Annotated in this window: 20 protein-coding genes; 3 read left to right on the forward strand and 17 right to left on the reverse strand. The window is 71.1% G+C overall.

The window, feature by feature from the left end:
• The first annotated feature begins 362 nt into the window (after positions 1–362).
• Together ACZ3X1_RS21780 and ACZ3X1_RS21785 are read left to right on the forward strand one after the other, a co-directional pair.
• Entirely contained in the window at positions 363–1,898 is a 1,536-nt protein-coding gene (locus ACZ3X1_RS21780; protein ID WP_467280669.1) for a serine hydrolase, read from the forward strand.
• Positions 1,899–1,917: 19 nt separating this feature from the next.
• Positions 1,918–2,904, forward strand: a complete 987-nt coding sequence (locus ACZ3X1_RS21785; RefSeq protein ID WP_467280670.1) for an RluA family pseudouridine synthase — start codon at positions 1,918–1,920, stop codon at positions 2,902–2,904.
• A 63-nt stretch (positions 2,905–2,967) separates the two neighbouring features.
• Here ACZ3X1_RS21785 and ACZ3X1_RS21790 read toward each other — a convergent pair whose 3' ends face one another.
• The 12 genes from ACZ3X1_RS21790 to ACZ3X1_RS21845 form a co-directional block, all read right to left on the reverse strand.
• Entirely contained in the window at positions 2,968–5,808 is a 2,841-nt protein-coding gene (locus ACZ3X1_RS21790) for a DEAD/DEAH box helicase (RefSeq protein WP_356810901.1), read from the reverse strand.
• 46 nt (positions 5,809–5,854) lie between these two features.
• Positions 5,855–6,742 (reverse strand): diacylglycerol kinase, encoded by an 888-nt coding sequence (locus ACZ3X1_RS21795; RefSeq protein ID WP_356810900.1) that lies wholly within the window; start codon positions 6,740–6,742, stop codon positions 5,855–5,857.
• 81 nt (positions 6,743–6,823) lie between these two features.
• On the reverse strand, positions 6,824–7,792 hold the full coding sequence (gene tatC / locus ACZ3X1_RS21800; protein ID WP_356810899.1) for a twin-arginine translocase subunit TatC: 969 nt from the start codon (positions 7,790–7,792) through the stop codon (positions 6,824–6,826).
• A gap of 47 nt (positions 7,793–7,839) precedes the next feature.
• Entirely contained in the window at positions 7,840–8,127 is a 288-nt protein-coding gene (gene tatA / locus ACZ3X1_RS21805; RefSeq protein WP_356810898.1) for a Sec-independent protein translocase subunit TatA, read from the reverse strand.
• Between the two features lie 167 nt (positions 8,128–8,294).
• A complete protein-coding gene (locus tag ACZ3X1_RS21810) occupies positions 8,295–8,495 on the reverse strand; it encodes a hypothetical protein (RefSeq protein WP_356810897.1) in 201 nt (66 codons plus the stop codon).
• A gap of 26 nt (positions 8,496–8,521) precedes the next feature.
• A complete protein-coding gene (locus ACZ3X1_RS21815; protein WP_356810896.1) occupies positions 8,522–8,749 on the reverse strand; it encodes a CpXC domain-containing protein in 228 nt (75 codons plus the stop codon).
• 14 nt (positions 8,750–8,763) lie between these two features.
• The gene (locus tag ACZ3X1_RS21820; protein ID WP_030025909.1) at positions 8,764–9,732 is read right to left on the reverse strand and encodes a helix-turn-helix transcriptional regulator; all 969 of its coding nucleotides are present in this window, start codon (positions 9,730–9,732) and stop codon (positions 8,764–8,766) included.
• Positions 9,733–9,833: 101 nt separating this feature from the next.
• Entirely contained in the window at positions 9,834–10,790 is a 957-nt protein-coding gene (locus tag ACZ3X1_RS21825; protein WP_467280671.1) for a helix-turn-helix transcriptional regulator, read from the reverse strand.
• A 126-nt stretch (positions 10,791–10,916) separates the two neighbouring features.
• A complete protein-coding gene (locus ACZ3X1_RS21830) occupies positions 10,917–11,297 on the reverse strand; it encodes an FKBP-type peptidyl-prolyl cis-trans isomerase (RefSeq protein ID WP_326479019.1) in 381 nt (126 codons plus the stop codon).
• A 38-nt stretch (positions 11,298–11,335) separates the two neighbouring features.
• Complete coding sequence (locus ACZ3X1_RS21835) at positions 11,336–12,277, reverse strand: FKBP-type peptidyl-prolyl cis-trans isomerase (protein ID WP_362625832.1); 942 nt, start codon at positions 12,275–12,277, stop codon at positions 11,336–11,338.
• Positions 12,278–12,393: 116 nt separating this feature from the next.
• Entirely contained in the window at positions 12,394–13,755 is a 1,362-nt protein-coding gene (gene pafA, locus ACZ3X1_RS21840; protein ID WP_356810893.1) for a Pup--protein ligase, read from the reverse strand.
• A gap of 139 nt (positions 13,756–13,894) precedes the next feature.
• Positions 13,895–15,157, reverse strand: coding sequence for an MFS transporter (locus tag ACZ3X1_RS21845; protein ID WP_467280672.1), 1,263 nt, complete (start codon positions 15,155–15,157; stop codon positions 13,895–13,897).
• Positions 15,158–15,292: 135 nt separating this feature from the next.
• Between ACZ3X1_RS21845 and ACZ3X1_RS21850 the strand changes: the two genes are divergently transcribed.
• Positions 15,293–16,291, forward strand: coding sequence for a LacI family DNA-binding transcriptional regulator (locus ACZ3X1_RS21850; RefSeq protein ID WP_390079222.1), 999 nt, complete (start codon positions 15,293–15,295; stop codon positions 16,289–16,291).
• A gap of 99 nt (positions 16,292–16,390) precedes the next feature.
• Here the strand turns inward: ACZ3X1_RS21850 and prcA are convergent, their stop codons facing one another.
• From prcA to dop, 5 genes are all read right to left on the reverse strand, one after another.
• Entirely contained in the window at positions 16,391–17,155 is a 765-nt protein-coding gene (gene prcA / locus ACZ3X1_RS21855) for a proteasome subunit alpha (protein WP_030655938.1), read from the reverse strand.
• Between the two features lie 46 nt (positions 17,156–17,201).
• Entirely contained in the window at positions 17,202–18,041 is an 840-nt protein-coding gene (prcB, locus tag ACZ3X1_RS21860; RefSeq protein WP_030233611.1) for a proteasome subunit beta, read from the reverse strand.
• Positions 17,993–18,580 carry an endonuclease VII domain-containing protein gene (locus ACZ3X1_RS21865; RefSeq protein WP_467280673.1) on the reverse strand — a complete coding sequence of 196 codons (588 nt, stop codon included), beginning with the start codon at positions 18,578–18,580 and terminating at the stop codon, positions 17,993–17,995. The genes prcB and ACZ3X1_RS21865 overlap by 49 nt, the downstream gene beginning before the upstream one ends.
• 41 nt (positions 18,581–18,621) lie before the next feature.
• The gene (locus tag ACZ3X1_RS21870) at positions 18,622–18,834 is read right to left on the reverse strand and encodes a ubiquitin-like protein Pup (protein WP_030016348.1); all 213 of its coding nucleotides are present in this window, start codon (positions 18,832–18,834) and stop codon (positions 18,622–18,624) included.
• Positions 18,835–19,008: 174 nt separating this feature from the next.
• The gene (gene dop / locus ACZ3X1_RS21875; protein WP_467280676.1) at positions 19,009–20,520 is read right to left on the reverse strand and encodes a depupylase/deamidase Dop; all 1,512 of its coding nucleotides are present in this window, start codon (positions 20,518–20,520) and stop codon (positions 19,009–19,011) included.
• Positions 20,521–20,677 lie beyond the last annotated feature (157 nt).

The raw sequence follows: 20,677 nt of genomic DNA on the forward strand, positions 1-20,677 counted from the left end.
CGGTCGGCGGCCATAGGGCCCCGTTCCCGCCGCTCTCGCCCCGGCCCTTGCCCCACTGGCGCCATGGGCCCGGGCCTGCCCCGCCCCGTCCGGCCCTCCGGGCCCAACCCAGCCCCGCCGACGTTCGGAGCGCGGGCGCCCAGGGGCGGCGCCCCCGCCCTACCCCAGCCCCGCCGACGTTCGAGGCGCGCGGGCCCGGGGGCGGCGCCCCCGCAGAGACGGCGCCGACGCCCCGTGACGTCCGCGCCCACGGGGCCGGGGCAGCGCACCGCCCGCGCTCCAGGCGCGCCGGCCCGGCGGGGCCGGCACCCTCGGAGGTGGCGCGCCGCGCGCCGCGAGGCGTACGGCGGGACAATGTCCCCATGCGTACGTTCCGCGCCCTCGGGGCGGCAGCGGCCGCGGCCCTCCTCACCGCCTCGGCGGCGACGGCCGCACCGAGCCCGCCCCCACCCCCGCAGCCCCAACTCACGGACGCCGCCGTCGACAAGGCCGTCGCCCGGCTCGACGGCACGGTCACGGACATGATGCGCCGCACCGGCGTTCCCGGCGTCGCGGTGGCCGTCGTCCACGACGACGAGGTGGTCCACCTCAAGGGCTTCGGCGTCCGCCGCACCGGCGAGCCCGCCGAAGTCGGCCCCGACACCGTCTTCCAGATCGCCTCCGTCTCCAAGCCCGTCTCCTCCACCGTCATCGCCGGCGCCTTCACCACCCCCGACGAGTGGGACCGTCACGTCACCCTCCCCGGCTTCGCCTTCAAGGACCCCTGGGTCACCGACCACGTCACGACCGCCGACCTGTTCTCCCACCGCAGCGGCCTGCCCGACCACGCCGGCGACCTCCTCGAAGACCTCGGCTACGACCAGTCGTACATCCTCGACCACCTGCGCCTGGAGCCCCTCACGCCCTTCCGCGCGAGCTACGCCTACACCAACTTCGGCCTGACGGCCGCTGCCGAGGCCGTCGCCCGCGCCAAGGGCACGAGCTGGCAGAAGCTCGCCGACGACACCCTCTTCAAGCCCGCGGGCATGGCGCACACCAGCACCGAGTTCTCCGCCTACGTCAACGCCCCTAACCACGCGGCCACCCACGTCAAGAATTCGGACGGCACCTGGAGCCCCCGCTACGTCCGCGACCCGGACGCCCAGGCCCCCGCCGGCGGCGTCAGTTCCACCGCCCGCGACATGTCCCGCTGGCTGCGGCTCCAGCTGGCCGACGGCACCCTCGACGGCAAGCGGATCATCCCCGCCGCCACGCTCGCCCGCACGCACGTTCCCGAGATCGTCTCTCAGCCGCCCACCTCCCCCACCGGCCGCGCCGGCTTCTACGGCCTCGGCTGGAACGTGTCCTACGACGACGCGGGCCGACTGCGCCTGAGCCACTCCGGCGCCTTCGAACTCGGTACCAACGCCAACGTCACGATGCTCCCCCTGGAGAAGCTCGGCATCGTCGTCCTCACCAACGGCGCCCCCGTCGGCCTGGCCGACGCCGTCGCCCTCGATTTCTTCGACGTCGCCCAGCACGGCAAGGCCACGACCGACTGGCTGCCCCTGCTCGCGTCCGTCTACGCGAAGGAGGTCGACAACGCCCGGTCCCCCACCGACTACGCCCACCCGCCCGCCTCCGCCAAGCCCGCCAAGGACAGCGCCGCGTACACCGGCACCTACGACAACCCGTACTACGGCAAGGCGACCGTGACGGCCGACGACAAGGGCGCGCTGACCCTCGCCCTCGGGCCGAAGCCGCTGCGCTTCCCGCTGACCCACTACGACGGCGACACCTTCAGCTTCGAGACCACCGGCGAGATGGCGGCCGGCCGCACCGGGGTGACCTTCGCCGACGGCACGGTCCGCGTCGAGTCCCTCGATGCGAACCACCTGGGCACCTTCACCGAGCAGTAGCCGCATAGCCTGTTCCCCGATGAGACGCAGATCCCCGGCACCCCCCTCGCCCCTCCCCCAGCGGGCCGGCATCGACCCGGTCCGGCTCCGGCTGCCACCCGACCCGGACGGGACGTGGCCGGACCTCGGCAGCTACCTCGCCGCCCGCTACGCCGGCACCCGCGGCGAGGAGTCCATGGCGCGGCTGCTGGCCGCGGGCCGGGTCCTCGGCCCCGGCGGGCGGGTGCTGCACGCCGGGGACCCGTACGAACCGGGCACCCACCTGTGGTTCCACCGGGACATGGACCCGGAACCGCGGGTGCCGTTCTCGGTGCGCGTGGTCCACCGGGACGCGCACCTGCTGGTCGTGGACAAGCCGCACTTCCTGGCGACCACTCCGCGCGGCAGCCACATCACCGAGACCGCCCTGGCCCGGCTGCGCGAGGAGTTGGACCTGCCCGGGCTCAGCCCGGCGCACCGCCTCGACCGGCTCACCGCCGGCCTGGTGATGTTCAGCGTCCGGCCCGAGGACCGGGGCGCCTACCAGCTCCTCTTCCAGCGGCGCGAGGTGCACAAGGAGTACGAGGCGCTCGCCGCCCGCGACCCGGCGCTCACCTTCCCGCGCACGGTCCGCAGCCGGATCGAGAAGGTCCGCGGGGTGATCGCCGCGACCGAGGTCCCCGGCCCACCCAACGCCGAGACCCTGGTCGAGCTCGTCGGCGTCCGCGGCGGCCTGGGCCGCTACCGGCTGACCCCGCACACCGGCCGTACCCACCAGCTGCGGGTGCACATGAGCGGCCTGGGCCTGCCCATCCTGGGCGATCCGGTGTACCCGGAGGTCACCGACCCGGCCCCGGACGACTACCGGCGGCCGCTGCAACTCCTCGCCCGCGTACTGGCCTTCACCGACCCGGTCACCGGCGCGGCGCACCGCTTCGAGAGCGCCCGCACCCTCCAGGCCTGGCGCGACCGTCCCGGCTGGGAGGCCGGCCCCCGGGCGGACACCCCGCCCACGCCAGCGCCCTGACACAACTCGGCCGCCGCACGGAGGAGTTCCCCGCACGGCGGCCGATCACCGCATGTGTGCCGTCTAGCCGACGGAGCTGTAGGCCACCACGCCGCGAAGCAGCGCGTCCACGGCCTTGCGGGCGTTCTTCGCCACCGTGCTGCCGCTGTCACCGGAGGCCGAGGGGGCCGCCGCCGCGACCTGGCCGAGCACGTCGATGACCTGCTTGCACCAGCGCACGAAGTCACCGGCCGGCATCTCCGCCTCGCGCAGCACCTCGTCCAGGCTCTTGTCGGAGGCCCACTGGTACGCCGCCCACGCGAAGCCGAGGTCCGGCTCGCGCTGGCCCACGCCCTCCGCCTGGTTGATGCGGTGCTCCTCCTCCAGGGCGTCGAGCCGGCCCCAGATGCGGACCATCTCGCCGAGCGCCACCTTCGCCGCGCCGCCCGGGACCTTCGGCGCGACCGCGTCGTCGGACTGCCGGGCCTCGAAGACCAACGCCGAGACACAGGCGGCCAGTTCCGCCGGGTTCAACCCCTCCCAGATCCCGGCGCGCAGGCATTCGGACGCCAGCAGGTCGAGCTCCCCGTACAGCCGGGCGAGCCGCTTGCCGTGCACGGTGACCTCGTCCTCGCGCAGGTAGTCCAGCTCGGTCAGCAGGGCGTGGATCCGGTCGAAGGTGCGGGCGATCGTGTTCGTCCGGCCCTCGATCCGCCGCTCCAGCTGCTGGGTGTCCCGCCGGAGCCGGTGGTACCGCTCCGCCCAGCGGGCGTGGTCCTCGCGCTCGTCGCAGCCGTGGCAGGGGTGCGCCCGCAGCTCGGCGCGCAGCCTGGCGATCTCGCGGTCGTCGGCGGCCGCGGCCCGGCCGCGGGAGCGCCGCTCCGGCGCGAGGTGCCCGGCCTTGCTCCGCAGCTGGGAGGCCAGGTCCCGACGGGACTGCGGCGAGCGCGCGTTGAAGGACTTGGGGATCCGCATCCGGTCCAGCGCCTCGACCGGGACGGGGAAGTCGATCGCGGCGAGCCGCTTGACCTGCCGCTCGGCGGTGAGCACCAGCGGCCGCGGGCCCTCCGCGTACTCGTACCCGCGGTGCCCGTGGACCCGTCCGGCCGGCACGCCCGGGTCGAGGACCAGCGCCAGCCCGGCGAACTTGCCCGTCGGCACGTGGATGATGTCGCCCGGCTTGAGCTTCTCCAGCGAACTGGCCGCCTGCACCCGCCGCTGGGCGGCGCCCTGCTTGGCCAGCTCCGTCTCGCGGTCCTTGAGGTCGCGGCGCAGCTGCGCGTACTCCTCGAAGTTCCCCAGGTGGCAGGTCATGCCCTCCCGGTAGCCCTCCAGGCCCTCCTCGTTGCGCTGCACCTGCCGGGAGATCCCGACGACCGAGCGGTCGGCCTGGAACTGCGCGAAGGAGGTCTCCAGCAGCTCGCGCGAGCGGTGCCGCCCGAACTGGCTGACCAGGTTGACGGCCATGTTGTACGAGGGCTTGAAGCTGGAACGCAGCGGATACGTACGGGTGCCCGCGAGCCCGGCGAGGCCGGCCGGGTCCATGCCCCGCTGCCAGAGCACGACCGCGTGGCCCTCGACGTCGATGCCGCGCCGTCCGGCCCGGCCGGTCAGCTGGGTGTACTCACCGGGGGTGATGTCGGCGTGCTGCTCGCCGTTCCACTTGACGAGCTTCTCCAGGATCACCGTGCGCGCGGGCATGTTGATGCCCAGTGCCAGGGTCTCCGTGGCGAAGACGGCCTTGACCAGGCCGCGGACGAACAGCTCCTCCACGACCTCCTTGAAGGTCGGCAGCATGCCCGCGTGGTGCGCGGCGATGCCCCGCTCCAGCCCTTCGAGCCATTCGTAGTACCCGAGGACGTGCAGGTCCTCGGTGGGGATGGAGGCGGTCCGCGCCTCGACGATCTCGCGGACCCTGATCCGCGCGGATTCGTCGTTGAGCCGCAGACCCGCGAACAGGCACTGCTGGACCGCGGCCTCGCAGCCGGCCCGGCTGAAGATGAAGTTGATGGCGGGCAGCAGCCCGTCGTTGTCGAGGCGGGCGATGACCTCGGGGCGGGACGGGGTCCAGATCCGGCCGCGGGAGCGCCGCTCGCGCTCGCGGTCGGCCTCGCGGACCATCTTGCCGCGCCGCCGGTCCTTCGGGCTGTAGGTGCGGCTGTTCTCCTCGCGCGCCATGCGCAGCAGGTCGGGATTGACCTCCCGGCGCGCGGAGCCGCGGCCGCCGTGGTCGGACTCCTCCTCGAAGAGGTCGTAGATCCGGCGGCCGGCCAGGACGTGCTGCCACAGCGGTACGGGCCGCTCCTCGGAGACGATCACCTCGGTGTCGCCGCGCACGGTGTCCAGCCAGTCGCCGAACTCCTCGGCGTTGGACACGGTGGCCGACAGGGAGACCAGGGTCACCGACTCGGGGAGGTGGATGATCACTTCCTCCCAGACGGCTCCGCGGAACCGGTCGGAGAGGTAGTGGACCTCGTCCATCACGACGTATCCGAGGCCGCGCAGCGACTGGGAGCCCGCGTAGAGCATGTTGCGGAGCACCTCGGTGGTCATCACGACCACCGGCGCCTCGGAGTTGACGCTGTTGTCACCCGTCAGCAGGCCCACCTTGTCGGCGCCGTAGCGCTTGACGAGGTCGGCGTACTTCTGGTTCGAGAGCGCCTTGATCGGCGTCGTGTAGAAGCACTTGCGGCCCTGCGCGAGGGCCAGGTGCACGGCGAACTCGCCGACGATGGTCTTGCCCGAGCCGGTCGGAGCGGCGACGAGGACGCCCTTGCCGGCCTCCAGCGCCTTGCATGCCTCCACCTGGTAGGGATCCAGGTCGAAGTCGTACATCTCCCGGAAGGGGGCCAGGGCGGTGGCCTCTTCGGCGGCGCGGATCCGGGCAGCGGCGTACCGCTCGGCGGGTGAGAGTTCTTCGGTCATCTTGCTGTCGAGCCTACCCGCCGGGTCTGACAACAGTCGCGATCATTTATGTGAGGAGCCGGACCGCTCCGGGCACGCACTCGGCGGTCACCGGGAGGGGCCCCAGCGGCTCCCCGTCGGCGTACGCGGTCAGGCCGGGCGCCTCCAGGGTGATCTTCCGGGCCCGGTGGACGCTCACCTTCGGGTGGGAGATGTGGCCGCCCCGGTAGACCTGCGGGAACACCTTCAGCAGGGTGGCCCGGCTGCAGTCGCCGACGACCGTGACGTCGAAGAGGCCGTCGTCGGGGACCGCGCCGGGGCAGATGCGCATGCCGCCGCCGTAGGAGGAGCCGTTGCCGACGGCCACCAGCGTGGCCCCGGTCTCGATCACCGGGCCGTCGTCGAGGGTGATGCGGTACGGGAAGGGCCGGAAGGCGGCCAGTTCCGCGATCATGGCGAGGTCGTACTTGAAGCGGCCCGCCGGCAGCCGCATCCGGTTGCCCCGGTCGTTGACCCTCGAGTCGAAGCCCGAGCACAGCACGGTGCCGTACCAGGTGCCGCCCACGCGCCCCAGGTCGATCTCCCGGGTCCGGCCCTCCTTGAGCGCCTCGGCGGCCGTCCGCCCCGCCCGCGCGGGATCCCGTACGGGCAGTCCCGTGGCCCGCGCGAAGTCGTTGCCGGTGCCCACGGCGACCACACCGAGCGGCACCCGGGTGCCCGCGACCGCCTGGAGCGCCAGGGATACCATCCCGTCGCCGCCGACCGCGACGACGGCGCCGGCGCCTTCGCGGACCGCGGCCGTCAGCCGGGCCAGCGCGTCCGGCGCGTCGGTGCCCACCAGGGTCCGTACCGAGAATCCGGCGTCCCGCAGAGCGGAAGCGGCCGGCTGCGCGGCATGCGCGCCCCGGCCGCGCCCCGCGGTGGGATTGACGAAAAGGGTGACCTCGTAGCTCACCCCCGGGAATGTACCGGAGCCCGTCCCCGGACCCCGGTGACCCCGTGGGGCACCTCCCGGCCGTGGCCGGGGGCATACCTGTCAGGTGGCGTCGTCGTACCCGTTGATCCGCTGTCGTCCGCCGTCGGCCTGTTCGGGCAGGGCGGCGGCCGGGGCGGGCACCGCGTCGATCGCGCCGATCGGCGCCGGGGTGAGGTCGAGCTCCGAGGCCTCGTCGTCGCTCAGCCCCGCGTCGGGGTCGTTGCGCCGACGGCGGCGGTCGTTGAGGAGGCAGATGCCGACGGCCGCGAAGTACAGGGCCACGATGGGCAGGGCCAGCGCGAGCATGGTCGGCGGGTCACCGGTGGGCGTGGCGAAGGCGGCGAAGACGGTGATGCCGAGGACCATGCCCCGCCACCAGCCGGCGAGCCGCTTTCCGGTGAGCACGCCGGTGAAGTTCAGCAGGATCAGCAGCAGCGGCAGCTCGAAGGCCAGGCCGAAGACGATCACCATGCGGGTGACCAGGTCGAGGTAGTCGTCGACCGGCAGCAGGTTGCGCGCGTGGTCGGGGGTGAACTCGAGCATGATCGTCGCGGTCTGCGGGAGGATCTTGTACGCGAGCACGGCGCCGGCCATGAACAGGGGCGCGCCGACCGCGACGAAGCTGCGCGCGTACTTCTTCTCGTGGCTGTGCAGCCCGGGCGCGGCGAACGCCCACAACTGGTAGAGCCACACCGGAGCGGAGAGCACCACACCGGCCATCAGCGAGACCTTCAGGGCGATCGAGAACGCCGAGATCAGGCCGTTCACGGTCATGTCGGCGCAGGGGCGCCCGTTGCGCTGGGTCACCACCCCGTTGGTGCAGCCGACGGAGTCCAGCATCGGCTTCAACAGGAAGTTGATGATGTCCCGGTAGAAGAAGGCCGCGACGATCGTGATGACGAGGATCGCCAGCACCGACTTCAGCAGGCGGTTACGCAGTTCACGCAGGTGCTCGACGAGAGGCATGCGCCCTTCGGCGTCCTTTGCCTGTCGTTCTTGTTTCCCCTGCTTGCGGGCAGACTTGAGCAACCCACGTCCCTTGTCTCGTTGCAGATGACTGGCGTGAAGGGCGTCCGTCAGCCCTGGGCGGTGCGGTTCGGCTCGCTGACCGGCCGGGAGCTGGTGACGTCACCGGGCGCGGCCTGGATGGTGCGCGGGGCGACCGGCTGCTGCGCGGACTGGTCGGCCGGGGCGGCGGCCGCGTCGTCGGCTTCGCCGTCCTTCTTCATGGCCTTGGCCTCGCTCTTGAGGATGCGGGCCGACTTGCCGAGGGAGCGGGCCATGTCGGGGAGCTTCTTGGCGCCGAAGAGCAGGATGATGACTCCGACGATGACGAGGATTTCCCAACCCCTGAGGTTGCCCATGAAGTCTTCCTTTTCTCCGAGGTTTGCAGCGCACCGGTACGGGCGCCTGGGACTGTCTCTACCGAGGATCGTAACCCCCGGGGGTTAACGCCCGGCAATCCCCCGACGTATCCCGTCTTGCGTCCTGGCCGGTTGTCAATCCCCCGGTCACACGCCTGTCGCGTTCGTTACGGCCGCGCGTCGTGGCCCGCCCGGGCCAGACCCGCCGCCTCCCGCTCCAGATCGGCCGACGCGGCGGTGATCCGGCGGCTGGCCAGCGCGACCTCCGCGGAGAGCCGGCGCACCTCCACGTACACGCGCACGGCCAGCACGGCGAGCACGGACACTCCGAGGAAGCCCAGGGCAATTGCGAACATCGGCCACAGCATGGGCCGAGCCTAGGCCACCGGGCGCCTCAGATGCTGCGCAGGGTGCTCACGCCGCCACCGGTCAGCAGCTCCACGATGCGGTCCCCGGCCGGTTTGCGGACGGCGGCACCGCATTGAGGACACGTGAAGGAGTAGAAGGTGGCCCTGCGGCTGCCGCCGATGGCCAGCCGCAGGGCTCCCGCGCCCAGCTCGAAGCGGGCGCGGCACTCGGGACAGGAGGCCTTGAAGGCGACGGGCCCGGACGTTGGCGACATCGACCGCGCTCCCCTCAGACCTGTTCCCCGTACCCCGCGAGGGCCTCCCGGGCGGCGCTGCGCGCGCTGTCCGCCAGCTCGGCGGGGGCGGTGATCCGCCCCTCTCGGCCCAGCCGCAGCGCGAGGCGGCGCAGCGAGCCCGGGTCCGGGGTGCGCAGCGTGATCCGCAGGCCGCCGTCCGCGAGCTCCTCGGCGCTGTCGTGCGGGTAGTACTCGGCGACCCAGCGTCCGCCCGGTCCGACCTCGACCACGACCTCGGGGTCCTCGGCGGACGGCTGGACGAGGCCCACCGACAGGTCGCGCGGCTCGATGGCGGGCGGCTCCGCCCGCTCGTCCAGCAGCCGGATCTCGGCGACCCGGTCGAGCCGGAAGGTGCGCCGGGCCTCGGAGAGGTGGCACCAGCCCTCCATGTAGGTGTGTCCCACCGCGAAGAGCCGGATCGGGTCGACCTCGCGCTCGGTGAGCTCGTCACGGGCCGGCGAGTAGTAGCGCAGCCACAGCCGCCGGCGTTCCGCGATGGCCCGGTCGACGTCCGCGAAGACCCCGCCCTCGGACTCGAAGGTCACCGAGAGCCGGGAGCTGGCCCCGGCCGCCTCGCCCGCGGCCGCCTCCAGCTTCGCGGTCGCCCGCAGCAGGGCGTCCCGGTCGCTCTCGCGCAGCCCCGGCAGGGTCGCCACCGCACGCGCGGCGACCAGCAGCGCGGTCGCCTCGTCGGCGGCGAGCCGCAGCGGCTCGGCGGTGGACTCCCCCGAGGCGTCGGGATTGCGCCACCAGATGCGCTCCCCGTCGGTGTCGATGTCGAGCAGGTCCCCGCCCCGGAAGCTGGTCCCGCACATGGGCAGCACGTCGAGGTCCGAGATCAGCTCGTCCTCGGTGATGCCGAAGGCGCGCGCGACGTCGGCGACGTGCGCACCCGGGCGCTCGCGCAGGTACGTCACCAGGGACAGCATCCGGCGGGTCTGGTCGATGGCGTTGGCAGCCATGCTGGTACGTCTCCCCCTCAGGGCACGTCTGTGGATGTCGCGGTTCGAAAAGGGTGCGGCGGCGGACGGGCGCCGCACGGGCGGCGGTTCCGGAAAGCCCGTCAGGCCCCGGCGACGGCCCGCAGCCGGTCCACCACGTCCGCCCGCAGATCTGCCGGCCCGACCACGACGACGTCGGGACCGAACTCCACCAGCCAGGCGTCGAGCCCGTGCCCGTAGGGGATCTCCAGCTCGTCCCAGCCGTCCGTGCCCTCGCGCACCGCCGTGGCCTTGGCCCGCAGCGGGTAGCCCGCCCCGGCCCGCAGCCGGATCAGCGCGGAGCGGTCCGCGCTCTCCCCGGCCCAGCTCGCCACGGTCTCCCGCACGGTCACCACGTCCGGCACCTCCGCGGTGTACCTCGCCGCGCGCGAGCGGACCTTCCCGGTGATCCGGGAGAGGCGGAACACCCGCTCCGCCCCGCGCTCACGGTCGTAGCCGGCCAGGTACCAGTGACCGCGCCAGCACTCCAGCGCCCACGGCTCCACCTGGCGGGTCTCGGGCCGGGCAGCGGTCGACTTGCGGTAGTCGAAGACCACCGGCCGGCGGTCGCGGCAGGCCAGCATCAGCGGCTCGAAGGCCGCCTCGTGGACCGGGATGCGCGGCTCGATGGCACTGTGCTGGCCCTCGTACGGGTTACCGGCCTCGGGCATCCCGCCCGCCCGCAGCTTCTGCAGGGCGCCGCTGGCGGCCCCCGCGAGACGGGCCTGCTGCCAGACCTTGGCGGCCAGGCCCAGGGCGGCGGCCTCCTCGGCGTCCAGGGAGACCGGGGGCAGCCGGTTGCTGTCCCGGCGGGCCATATAGCCCGTCTCCCCCTCCAGGTTCTCCACCGTCTCGATGACCAGACCGAGTTCGCGCAGGTCGTCCTTGTCCCGCTCGAACATCCGGTTGAAGGACTCGTCGTTGCCGGCTTCCATGTAGGCCTCGATGGAACCGCGCAACTCGCGCTTGCTCAGCGGCCGGCGGGTCCCCAGCAGACACAGCGCCAGATTCATCAGCCGCTCGGCCTTGGCAATCGCCATCGACGCCCAACCCCCGTTCTCGACACACACCCGTGACCGCTGACCGTACCGCCCCGGCGGTCGCGGACAAAAGCGAGGGCCCCCGCCTCACGGCGGGGGCCCGGCAACTGCTCACGGATGTTCCGCTCAGCCGACCTTGACCAGGTCGCAGACGAAGATCAGCGTCTCGCCCGGGGCGATCGCACCGCCCGCACCACGGTCGCCGTACGCCAGGTGGGCCGGGATGACCAGCTTGCGGCGGCCGCCGACCTTCATGCCCTGGACACCGCGGTCCCAGCCGCTGATGACCTGACCGACACCGAGCTTGAACTGGAGCGCGGAACCGCGGTTCCAGGAGGCGTCGAACTCCTCGCCGGTGGAGAAGGCCACGCCCACGTAGTGGACGGCGACCATGTCGCCGGCCTTGGCCTCGGCACCGTCACCCAGCCAGATGTCCTCGATCACGAGGTCCTTGGGGGCCTCGCCCTCGGGGAAGTCGATCTCGGGCTTCTCGAGCTTGTCGCTCACGGAACTGCTCCTCAAACTATGGGACAACCGGGACAGTCTTACATCACCGCGAGGATGTCGAGGCTGAAGACCAGCGTCGAGTTCGCCGGGATGGTCCCCTGCTCCTTGTCGCCGAAGCCCATGTCCGGCGGGATCACCAGCAGGATGCGGCTGCCGACCTTCTTGCCGACGATGCCCTCCTTGAGGCCCTTCACCTGCAGCTGCTCCAGCGGCCAGGTCACCGACTGGTCGGAGGTGTAGGTGCTCTCGAAGGTCTTGTCGTCCTTCCAGGTCTTGCCGTGGAACTTGACGACGACGCTGTTCTTGTCCGTCACGGCCGGACCGTCGCCCTCCAGGACGTAGTTCGACACGAGCTTCGCCGGCGGGGTGACGTCCTTCGGGACGGCCACGGAGACTTCCTTGCCGTCCGTGTTCGTACCGACCTTCGGCAGGTCCTTGTTGTCCTGGGCGACTTCCTTGCCCGTGGCCGAGACCGGGACCGTGGCACCCTTGACGATGTCCACGACGAACACCAGCGTGGCGTTCCCCTTGATCTTCGGGGGCGACCCCTGCGCTCCGTAACCGAGGTCCGGCGGGATCACCAGCTCGACGCGGCTGCCGACCTTCTGGCCCTCGAGGCCCTGGTCCCAGCCCTTGATGACGGCGCCGGCGCCGATCGTCACGTCGAACGGCTGGCCCTTGCCGAAGCTCTGGTCGAACGGCTCGGTACCGTCCCACACCTGACCGTAGTAGTTGACCTGGGCGATGTCGCCCTTCTTCAGCACCTGCCCGGTGCCCTCCTTGACGGTCACCACCTTCAGCTCCTTGGGCGGCTCGCCCTTCCCCTTCGACAGGGTGGGCGTCTCCCCGAACTCGGCGCCCTTCGTGATCGCGGGCGCTCCGTTCTTCATCTGGGCGGAGTCGGAGCCGCTGTCGTCGCCACACGCCGCTGTCGACAGCAGCAGAAGGGGTACGACAAGCAGGCCGGCAAGTCGGCGCACGTGTTCCTCAGATCTCAGACGGCAAGGCGGTCGCCCGCCACTCTAAGCCGTGCGCAGGGCCCCGTACGAGAGACGTACGGGGCCCTTGGCGAGATGGGGGACGTCACCCCGCCCGCTCACATACCGGCGATGAGCTTCTCCACACGGTCGTCCACCGACCGGAACGGGTCCTTGCACAGCACCGTCCGCTGCGCCTGGTCATTGAGCTTCAGGTGCACCCAGTCGACCGTGAAGTCCCGCCGCTGCTCCTGCGCACGGCGGATGAAGTCGCCGCGCAGCCGCGCCCTCGTCGTCTGCGGGGGCACCGACTTGCCCTCGAAGATCTTGAGGTCGTTGCAGATCCGCGCCGCCTGCCCCTTGCGCTCCAGCAGGTAGTACAGCCCGCGCCTGCGATGGATGTCGTGGTAGGCGAGGTCTATCTGGGCGACCCGCGGATTCGACATGGTCATGTTGTGCTTGCCCCGGTACCGCTCGATCAGCTGGTACTTCATGACCCAGTCGATCTCGGTGCCGATCCGGTCCAGGTCCTCCGCCTCGACCGCGTCCAGCGTGCGGCCCCACAGCTCCAGGACCTGGTCCACCACGCCGGTACGGATGCCCCGGCGCTCGGCGAAGTCCACCGCCTTGTCGTAGTACTCCCGCTGGATCTCCAGCGCGGAGGCCTCCCGGCCGGACGCCAGGCGCACCTTGCGCTGGCCCGTGATGTCGTGGCTGACCTCGCGGATCGCCCGGATCGGATTCTCCAGGGTCAGGTCCCGCATCACCGTGCCCGCCTCGATCATGCGCAGCACCAGGTCGGTCGCCCCGACCTTCAGCAACATGGTCGTCTCGGACATGTTCGAGTCGCCCACGATCACGTGGAGGCGGCGGTACCGCTCCGCGTCCGCGTGCGGCTCGTCGCGCGTGTTGATGATCGGCCGGGAACGCGTCGTCGCGGAGCTGACGCCCTCCCAGATGTGCTCGGCCCGCTGGCTCACGCAGTAGACCGCGCCCCGAGGGGTCTGCAGCACCTTGCCGGCACCGCAGATCAGCTGCCGCGTGACGAGGAACGGAATGAGGATGTCCGCCAGGCGGGAGAATTCCCCGTGCCGGGCCACCAGGTAGTTCTCGTGGCAGCCGTACGAGTTGCCCGCCGAGTCGGTGTTGTTCTTGAAGAGATAGACGTCGCCCGCGATTCCTTCCTCGTGCAGGCGGCGTTCGGCGTCGACGAGCAGTCCTTCGAGAATGCGCTCGCCTGCTTTGTCGTGCGTGACCAACTCGGTCACGTTGTCGCATTCGGGAGTTGCATATTCCGGATGCGAACCCACGTCGAGGTACAGGCGGGCGCCGTTCCGCAGGAAGACATTGCTGCTGCGGCCCCATGACACGACACGGCGGAAGAGGTAGCGCGCCACTTCGTCAGGAGACAGTCGGCGCTGTCCCCTGAACGTGCACGTGACGCCGTACTCGTTCTCCAGCCCGAAAATGCGGCGGTCCATGACTGAACATTACGCCTTCTGCCCTCTTCTGAAACCGGGTTCGCAGCCGCCGTTTCGATCAGTTCCCCCGAGGAGGTCGCCGAACGGCGGGCGGGAGCCCCGCGAACCCACGGGCGCGCCGCACCGACGCGCCCGCCCGTCACTGCGCCGACCGGGCCTGCGCAGCCACCTCACCAGAGCCGTCCGGCACTCCCCGGGCCGAACCCGCCACCGCACGGCCGCGCCCCGCAGTTGACAGCGCCCCCTGAGTCACCATCAGCACCAGCAGCGCCGAACCGCCCGCGGCACACGCCACGCCGAAGCCCCACGCCGTGCCCCCCAGCTCCACCGCCGGTCCCGCCGCCGCCGTGCCGATCGCCGCCCCCACCCCGAAGAAGGTGACCAGCCACGAGAACGCCTCCGTCACCGTGCCCGCCGGCGCGTGCCGGTCCACCACGATGAACGCACACGCCAGGGCCGGCGCCAGGAACACACCCGACACCGCCGCCAGGGCGGTCATCGCCACCGGCCCCGGAGTCAGCAGCAACGGCAGGTAGCAGACCGCGAGCAGCGCCACCAGCAACCGCAGCCGCCGCTCGGGCGCACCCGCCCACTGCCGCGCACCGTAGAACACACCGCCGATCAGCGCGCCCAGACCCAGCGCCGCCATCAGCCAGCCGTACACCGCCTGGCCCCCGTGGCCGTCGGCGTACGCCACACCGGCCACCGTGATCGAACCCAGTGCCATACCCACGAAGAAGAACGAGCCCAGCAGCGCCAGCAGCCCGCGCGAGCGCAGCGCGCCCAACCAGTGCGCATCCCGCGGCTCCGAGCGCCACGCCCGCGACGGCTCGCTGACCACCACCGACAGCGCGCCCAGCACCCCGATCGCGTTCAGCGCCAGCAGCGCCCCGGCCGGCGACCACATCGCGACGAACAGCGTCACCAGCAGGGGACCGACGGTGAACATGATCTCCTGGGCCACGGCGTCCATCGCGTACGCCGCGTGCACCCTCTCCTCACGGCCCCCCAGCACGCTCGGCCACAGGGCTCGCAGCCCGCCCTCCAGCGGGGGCGTGAAGAGCCCGCCGACCACCACGGCGGCGTACGCCGCGACCACCGAGCCGGTGCCCGCCAGCGCCAGCCACACCATTCCCAGCGCGGACAGCAGCGCGGCCGGCAACTGCACCCGCGGCTGGCCGAACAGGTCCACGGCCCGCCCGAGCAGGGGCTGACCCACCGCGTTCGCCAGCCCGTACACGGCGGCCAGCGCCCCCGCCAGGCTGTAGCTGCCGCCCTCCGCACGCGTGAACAGCACGATCGCGATCGGCGCGGTGGCGTTCGGCAGCCTGCCGATCAGCGTGCCCGCCAACAGCCTCGCGGCGTGCCGGGTCCCCAGCAGCTCCGCGTATCCCGCGGCCATAACTGCCCCCTTCTGCCCGGACCCAGCCGGAGTAATACGTATAACTTGACGCGTCATACGTACCATGGCCACAGTCCACGGGTCCACCCCGCAGACCACGAAACCACCCCTGACCTCGCACTACAGGAGCACCGTGTGACGAGACCCACCAGCCGGGACGTGGCCGCCGCCGCCGGGGTCTCCCAGGCCACCGTCTCCCTCGTCCTCGGCGACAAATGGCCCGGCCGCGTCTCCGAACGCACCGCCGCCCTCGTCCGCGAGACCGCCACCCGGCTCGGCTACCGCCCCAACCTCGCCGCCCGCAACCTCCGCCTCGGCTCCACCCGCACCGCCCTCCTCGTCGTCCCCGCCCTCACCAACGAGTTCTTCGCCCGCGTCTACACCGGCGCCGCCCGCGTCGCCGCCGAACACGGCTTCGGCGTGGTCCTCTACCCCTCCCCCGACGGCACCGGCCCCGCCCGCGACCCCTTCGCCTCGGCCCGCGCCGCCCTCGACGGAGTCATCGCCTCCTCCATGGCCGCCCACGCCCTGCACGCCATCGGCGGCGACACCCTCCCCCTCGTCATGCTCGACAGCGACCCCCGCGCCGGAGCCGCCGCCGCCCACGTCAACCTCGCCATGGCCGACGGCATGCGCCAGATCACCGAACACCTCCTCGCCCTCGGCCACCGGCGCTTCCTCCACCTCGCCTCCGCCGTCGACTCCTGGACCTTCCACACCCGCGCAGAGGCCCTCACGACCCTCCTGGGCCCCGGCACCGAGCTGCGCACCGTACGGTCGCCCCTCACCGTCGACGGCGCCCGTACGGCCATGGAGGCCTCCCTCGCGGCCCCCGAGGGCCGACCCACCGCCATCGTCTGCGACGACGACATCCTCGCCGCCGGCGCCTGCAAGGCCGCCCGCCGCCTCGGTCTGCGCGTCCCCGAGGACCTCTCCGTCACCGGCTTCGACGACCTCGCCCTCGCCACCGCCGTCGAACCGGAACTCACCACCGTCCACCTCCCCGCCGAACGCGTCGGCGAACAGGGCATGACCGCCCTCCTCGCCGTCCTCGAAGGCACCCCCTGGACCGCCCCCGACATCCCCGTCACCCTCGTCACCCGCGACTCCACGGGCCCCGCCCCCACCCCGTAGGGCGCCGCGACCGCCGCCCGGACACGACGAAGCCCCGGCCACCCCCTGCGGGGCGACCGGGGCCGCATACACGTCCTGCCCGGCGTCCTACTCGACGTCCTACTCGGCGTCGTCCTCCGGCGCCTCGTCGTTCGACACCGCGTCCGCCTGCGCCGCTGCCGGCACGTCCGCCTCCAGCAGCCGCGACAGCTGCCGGCCCCGAATCCGCTTGAACTTGCGCTGCTGCGAGCGCGTCCGGTCCAGCACCGCCACCTCCAGCCGCTCGGCCGGAATCGCCTTGTCGGCACCGTTGGCCTGGCTGGACAACGCCGCCACCGCCAGCTTCAGCGCCTCCGACAGCGTCATCCCGTCCTGGTGGCGCTGGTCCAGGTAGGTGCTGATCTGCTCGGCGTTGCCGCCGACCGCGACCGAGCCGTGCTCGTCCACGATCGACCCGTCGTGCGGCAGCCGGTAGATCTGGTCACCGGCGGCCGTCGCACCGACCTCCGCCACCACCAGCTCCACCTCGTACGGCTTCTCACCGGCCGAGGAGAAGATGGTGCCGAGGGTCTGCGCATACACGTTGGCCAGCCCACGCGCCGTCACATCGTCACGGTCGTAGGTGTATCCGCGCAGATCCGCGTACCGCACACCGCCGATCCGCAGGTTCTCGTACTCGTTGTACTTGCCGGCGGCCGCGAAGCCGATCCGGTCGTAGATCTCGCTGAACTTGTGCAGCGCGCGGGACGGGTTCTCACCGACGAACACGATGCCGTCGGCGTACTGCAGCACGACAAGGCTGCGACCGCGGGCGATGCCCTTCCGGGCGTATTCCGCCCGGTCGGCCATGGCCTGCTGGGGTGACACATAGAACGGAGTCGACACCGGCTTTCCGTCCCTTTCTTCTGGGTTCCTACGAAGCGACGGATGGTCAGAGCAGGGCGGCGCGCGGGCCGTCGGGCTGCTCCAGCCGACGGTTGGTGACCGTACGGGCGAGCTCCTGCGACTCGTCGTCGGTCAGCCTGCGGAACCCCTCGTCCGTGATGACGGTGACGATCGGGTAGATGTGGCGGTACAGGTCCGGCCCGCCGGTCGCCGAGTCGTCGTCGGCGGCGTCGTACAGCGCCTGGACGACCAGGGTGGTGGCCTGCTCCTCCGTCAGATCGGGGCGGAAGAGCTTCTTCATGGAGCCCCGCGCGAAGATCGAGCCGGAACCGGTCGCCGCGTAGCCGTGCTCCTCGGAGCGACCGCCCGTGACGTCGTAGGAGAAGATCCGCCCCTTCTCCTTCGCCTCGTCGTAGCCCGCGAACAGGGGCACGACGGCCAAACCCTGCATGGCCATCCCCAGATTGCTCCGGATCATGGTGGAGAGCCGGTTGGCCTTGCCCTCCAGGGAGAGCGTCGTCCCCTCCACCTTCTCGAAGTGCTCCAGCTCCAGCTGGAACAGCTTGACCATCTCCACGGCCAGGCCGGCCGTACCGGCGATGCCGACGGCGGAGTACTCGTCCGCCGGGAACACCTTCTCGATGTCCCGCTGCGCGATCATGTTCCCCATGGTCGCCCGCCGGTCACCCGCGAGCACGACCCCGCCGGGGAAGGTGGCGGCCACGATGGTCGTCCCGTGCGGCGCCTCGACGACACCTTCCGGCAGCTTGCGGTTCCCGGGCAGCATCTCGGGCGAGTGCGCGCCCAGGAAGTCCATGAAGGACGAAGACCCCGGCGTCAGGAAGGCTGCCGGTAGACGCCCTGTGCTACGAGTGTTGGGTTCCACAGGTTTCCTTCCACGTAAGCGGCTGCACGCCGTATGACGTCCGGCCGATCCTTGAACTGCCCCAAAGCTGCGTTACAGCTGAAGCACAGTACGCCTCGGACCTTACCCGTCTGATGATCGTGATCCACATGCTCTGCTGGAGCGATCCGACAGATCGCGCAGACCCCGCCCTGAGCAGCGATCATCTCGTCGCGCTCGGCCTCGGTGATGCCGTACTTGCGCTTGTAGTAGCTCGCTCCATTGCGTTGCGCCCGACACGAACGGCAGTAGCTGGACCATCCGTCCGAGGTGGTTTTTTCGGCTTCCCATTCGGAATGGGGCTTGATCTCGCGACACTGAGGGCACCGCTTGTGGCCGGACGGCACGGCCACCTTCACCCGCACCGTCCGCCCTTTCGCCTCCTGGCGAGCCTTGTAGTACTCCGCCCGGCACGTTCGGCAATACGCCTGTAAGCCGTCGGCGGCAGAGCGGTTGTTCGCATATTCCGCCCGTGGCCAGTCCTGCTTACATCGCGAACACCGCTTCGTGCCCTCAGACACCTACCCCGCCCCCAAGCCTTCGATTCGAAGGTCAAGTGACCTTACTGGCCACCCTTCTGAACGAAGGACCGCACGAAATCCTCAGCATTCTCTTCGAGTACATCGTCAATCTCGTCAAGTACGGAGTCGACGTCGTCGGAGAGCTTCTCCTGGCGCTCCTTGAGGTCGGTCGATTCCTCGACCGCCGCCTCCTCGACCTCCTCGGTCGAGCGCGTCGCCTTCTGCTGTCCGCCGCCGGTGTCCTTGGTCGCCATGTCTACCTCACCCCGCTCGGTTCGCACGCTCATGTCGAGAGACCCCGGGATTCGGGATCTCTCAAGATCAGACCCTACGTCGGACCCTATAGGGAGGGTCCGACATTCGTCCCGGCACTTTCACAACGTCCGGTTCTCCTCATGATTCCCGGACCGACCGCATTTCAGGCCCGCTCACTGCCCCGAAAGCACCCGGACCAGGTCCTCCGCCGTGCGACAGCGGTCCAGGAGCTCCTTGACGTGGTTGCGGGTCCCCCGCAGGGGTTCCAGCGTCGGGACGCGCTGCAGCGAGTCCCGGCCCGGGAGGTCGAAGATCACCGAGTCCCAGGAGGCCGCCGCCACGTCGTCCGCGTACTGCTCCAGGCAGCGCCCGCGGAAGTAGGCCCGCGTGTCCTCCGGAGGCTTGCTCTGAGCCCGCTCGACCGCGGCCTCCTCCACCAGCCGCTTCATCTTGCCGCGGGCCGCCAGGCGGTTGTACAGGCCCTTCTCGGGCCGTACGTCCGCGTACTGGAGGTCCACCAGGTGCAGTCGCGCCGCGTCCCAGTCCAGCCCGTCCCGGCGCCGGTAGCCCTCCAGGATCTCCCGCTTGGCGATCCAGTCCAGCTCACCCGACAGGCTCATCGGGTCGCTCTCCAGCCGGCCCAGCACGTCCTCCCAGCGGGCCAGCACGTCCTTGGTCTGCTCATCGGCGTCGGTCCCGAAACGCTCGTCCACGTACTTGCGGGCCAGCTCGAAGTACTCCATCTGGAGTTGCACCGCGGTGAGTGTCCGGCCGCTGCGCAGCGTGATGAGGTGCCCCAGGTCCGGGTCGTGGGAGACCTGGTGGAGGGTGCGTACGGGCTGGTCGACGGCGAGGTCGACGCTGATGAACTGGTCCTCGATCATGGACAGGACCAGGGCCGTCGTGCCGAGTTTGAGGTAGGTGGAGACCTCGGAGAGGTTGGCGTCTCCGATGATCACGTGGAGCCGGCGGTACTTCTCGGCGTCGGAGTGCGGCTCGTCGCGGGTGTTGATGATGGGCCGCTTCAGTGTGGTCTCCAGGCCGACCTCGACCTCGAAGTAGTCCGCGCGCTGGCTGATCTGGAAGCCGTGCTCGCGGCCGTCCTGGCCGATGCCCACGCGTCCCGCTCCGGTCACGACCTGTCGCGAGACGAAGAAGGGGGTCAGGTGGCGCACGATCTCCGAGAAGGGGGTTTCCCGCTTCATCAGGTAGTTCTCGTGCGTGCCGTAGGAGGCGCCCTTGTTGTCGGTGTTGTTCTTGTAGAGGTGGATGGGCTGGGCCCCGGGCAGCTGGGCGGCCCGTACGGCGGCCTCGGCCATGATCCGTTCGCCGGCCTTGTCCCAGAGCACGGCGTCCAGCGGGTTCGTGATCTCCGGGGAGCTGTATTCGGGGTGTGCGTGGTCGACGTAGAGCCGTGCGCCGTTCGTCAGGATGACGTTGGCGAGGCCGATGTCCTCGTCGGTCAGCTGGCTGCTGTCGGCGGCCTCGCGGGCGAGGTCGAAGCCGCGGGCGTCCCGCAGCGGGTTCTCCTCCTCGAAGTCCCAGCGGGCGCGTCGCGCCCGGTGCATCGCCGCCGCGTAGGCGTTGACGATCTGGGACGAGGTGAGCATGGCATTGGCGTTCGGGTGACCGGGGACGGAGATCCCGTACTCCGTCTCGATCCCCATTACTCGCCGTACGGTCATGCGGCCCTCCTTGCCCGGCGGCGCCCCCCTCCGGGGGCGGCGCTCAAGTACCGCTGGTGCTCCGGTGCGTGTGACTGTGCGGTGCCCGTCCCCGCACTGCGCGACCGGCGGTACGGAAGAGCCTAGAACCACTGCGCGCTCGTGGGGAGATCATTTC

It is taken from the genome of Streptomyces sp. NPDC023541 (genome assembly GCF_055559995.1).

Excerpts from the sequence above, each read along its gene's own strand:
- ACZ3X1_RS21780 (WP_467280669.1), top strand. The coding sequence starts at position 363 with ATGCGTACGTTCCGCGCCCTCGGGGCGGCAGCGGCCGCGGCCCTCCTC.
- ACZ3X1_RS21785 (WP_467280670.1), top strand. The coding sequence starts at position 1,918 with ATGAGACGCAGATCCCCGGCACCCCCCTCGCCCCTCCCCCAGCGGGCC.
- ACZ3X1_RS21790 (WP_356810901.1), bottom strand. The coding sequence starts at position 5,808 with ATGACCGAAGAACTCTCACCCGCCGAGCGGTACGCCGCTGCCCGGATC.
- tatA (WP_356810898.1), bottom strand. The coding sequence starts at position 8,127 with ATGGGCAACCTCAGGGGTTGGGAAATCCTCGTCATCGTCGGAGTCATC.
- ACZ3X1_RS21810 (WP_356810897.1), bottom strand. The coding sequence starts at position 8,495 with ATGCTGTGGCCGATGTTCGCAATTGCCCTGGGCTTCCTCGGAGTGTCC.
- ACZ3X1_RS21815 (WP_356810896.1), bottom strand. The coding sequence starts at position 8,749 with ATGTCGCCAACGTCCGGGCCCGTCGCCTTCAAGGCCTCCTGTCCCGAG.
- ACZ3X1_RS21820 (WP_030025909.1), bottom strand. The coding sequence starts at position 9,732 with ATGGCTGCCAACGCCATCGACCAGACCCGCCGGATGCTGTCCCTGGTG.
- ACZ3X1_RS21825 (WP_467280671.1), bottom strand. The coding sequence starts at position 10,790 with ATGGCGATTGCCAAGGCCGAGCGGCTGATGAATCTGGCGCTGTGTCTG.
- pafA (WP_356810893.1), bottom strand. The coding sequence starts at position 13,755 with ATGGACCGCCGCATTTTCGGGCTGGAGAACGAGTACGGCGTCACGTGC.
- ACZ3X1_RS21845 (WP_467280672.1), bottom strand. The coding sequence starts at position 15,157 with ATGGCCGCGGGATACGCGGAGCTGCTGGGGACCCGGCACGCCGCGAGG.
- ACZ3X1_RS21870 (WP_030016348.1), bottom strand. The coding sequence starts at position 18,834 with ATGGCGACCAAGGACACCGGCGGCGGACAGCAGAAGGCGACGCGCTCG.
- dop (WP_467280676.1), bottom strand. The coding sequence starts at position 20,520 with ATGACCGTACGGCGAGTAATGGGGATCGAGACGGAGTACGGGATCTCC.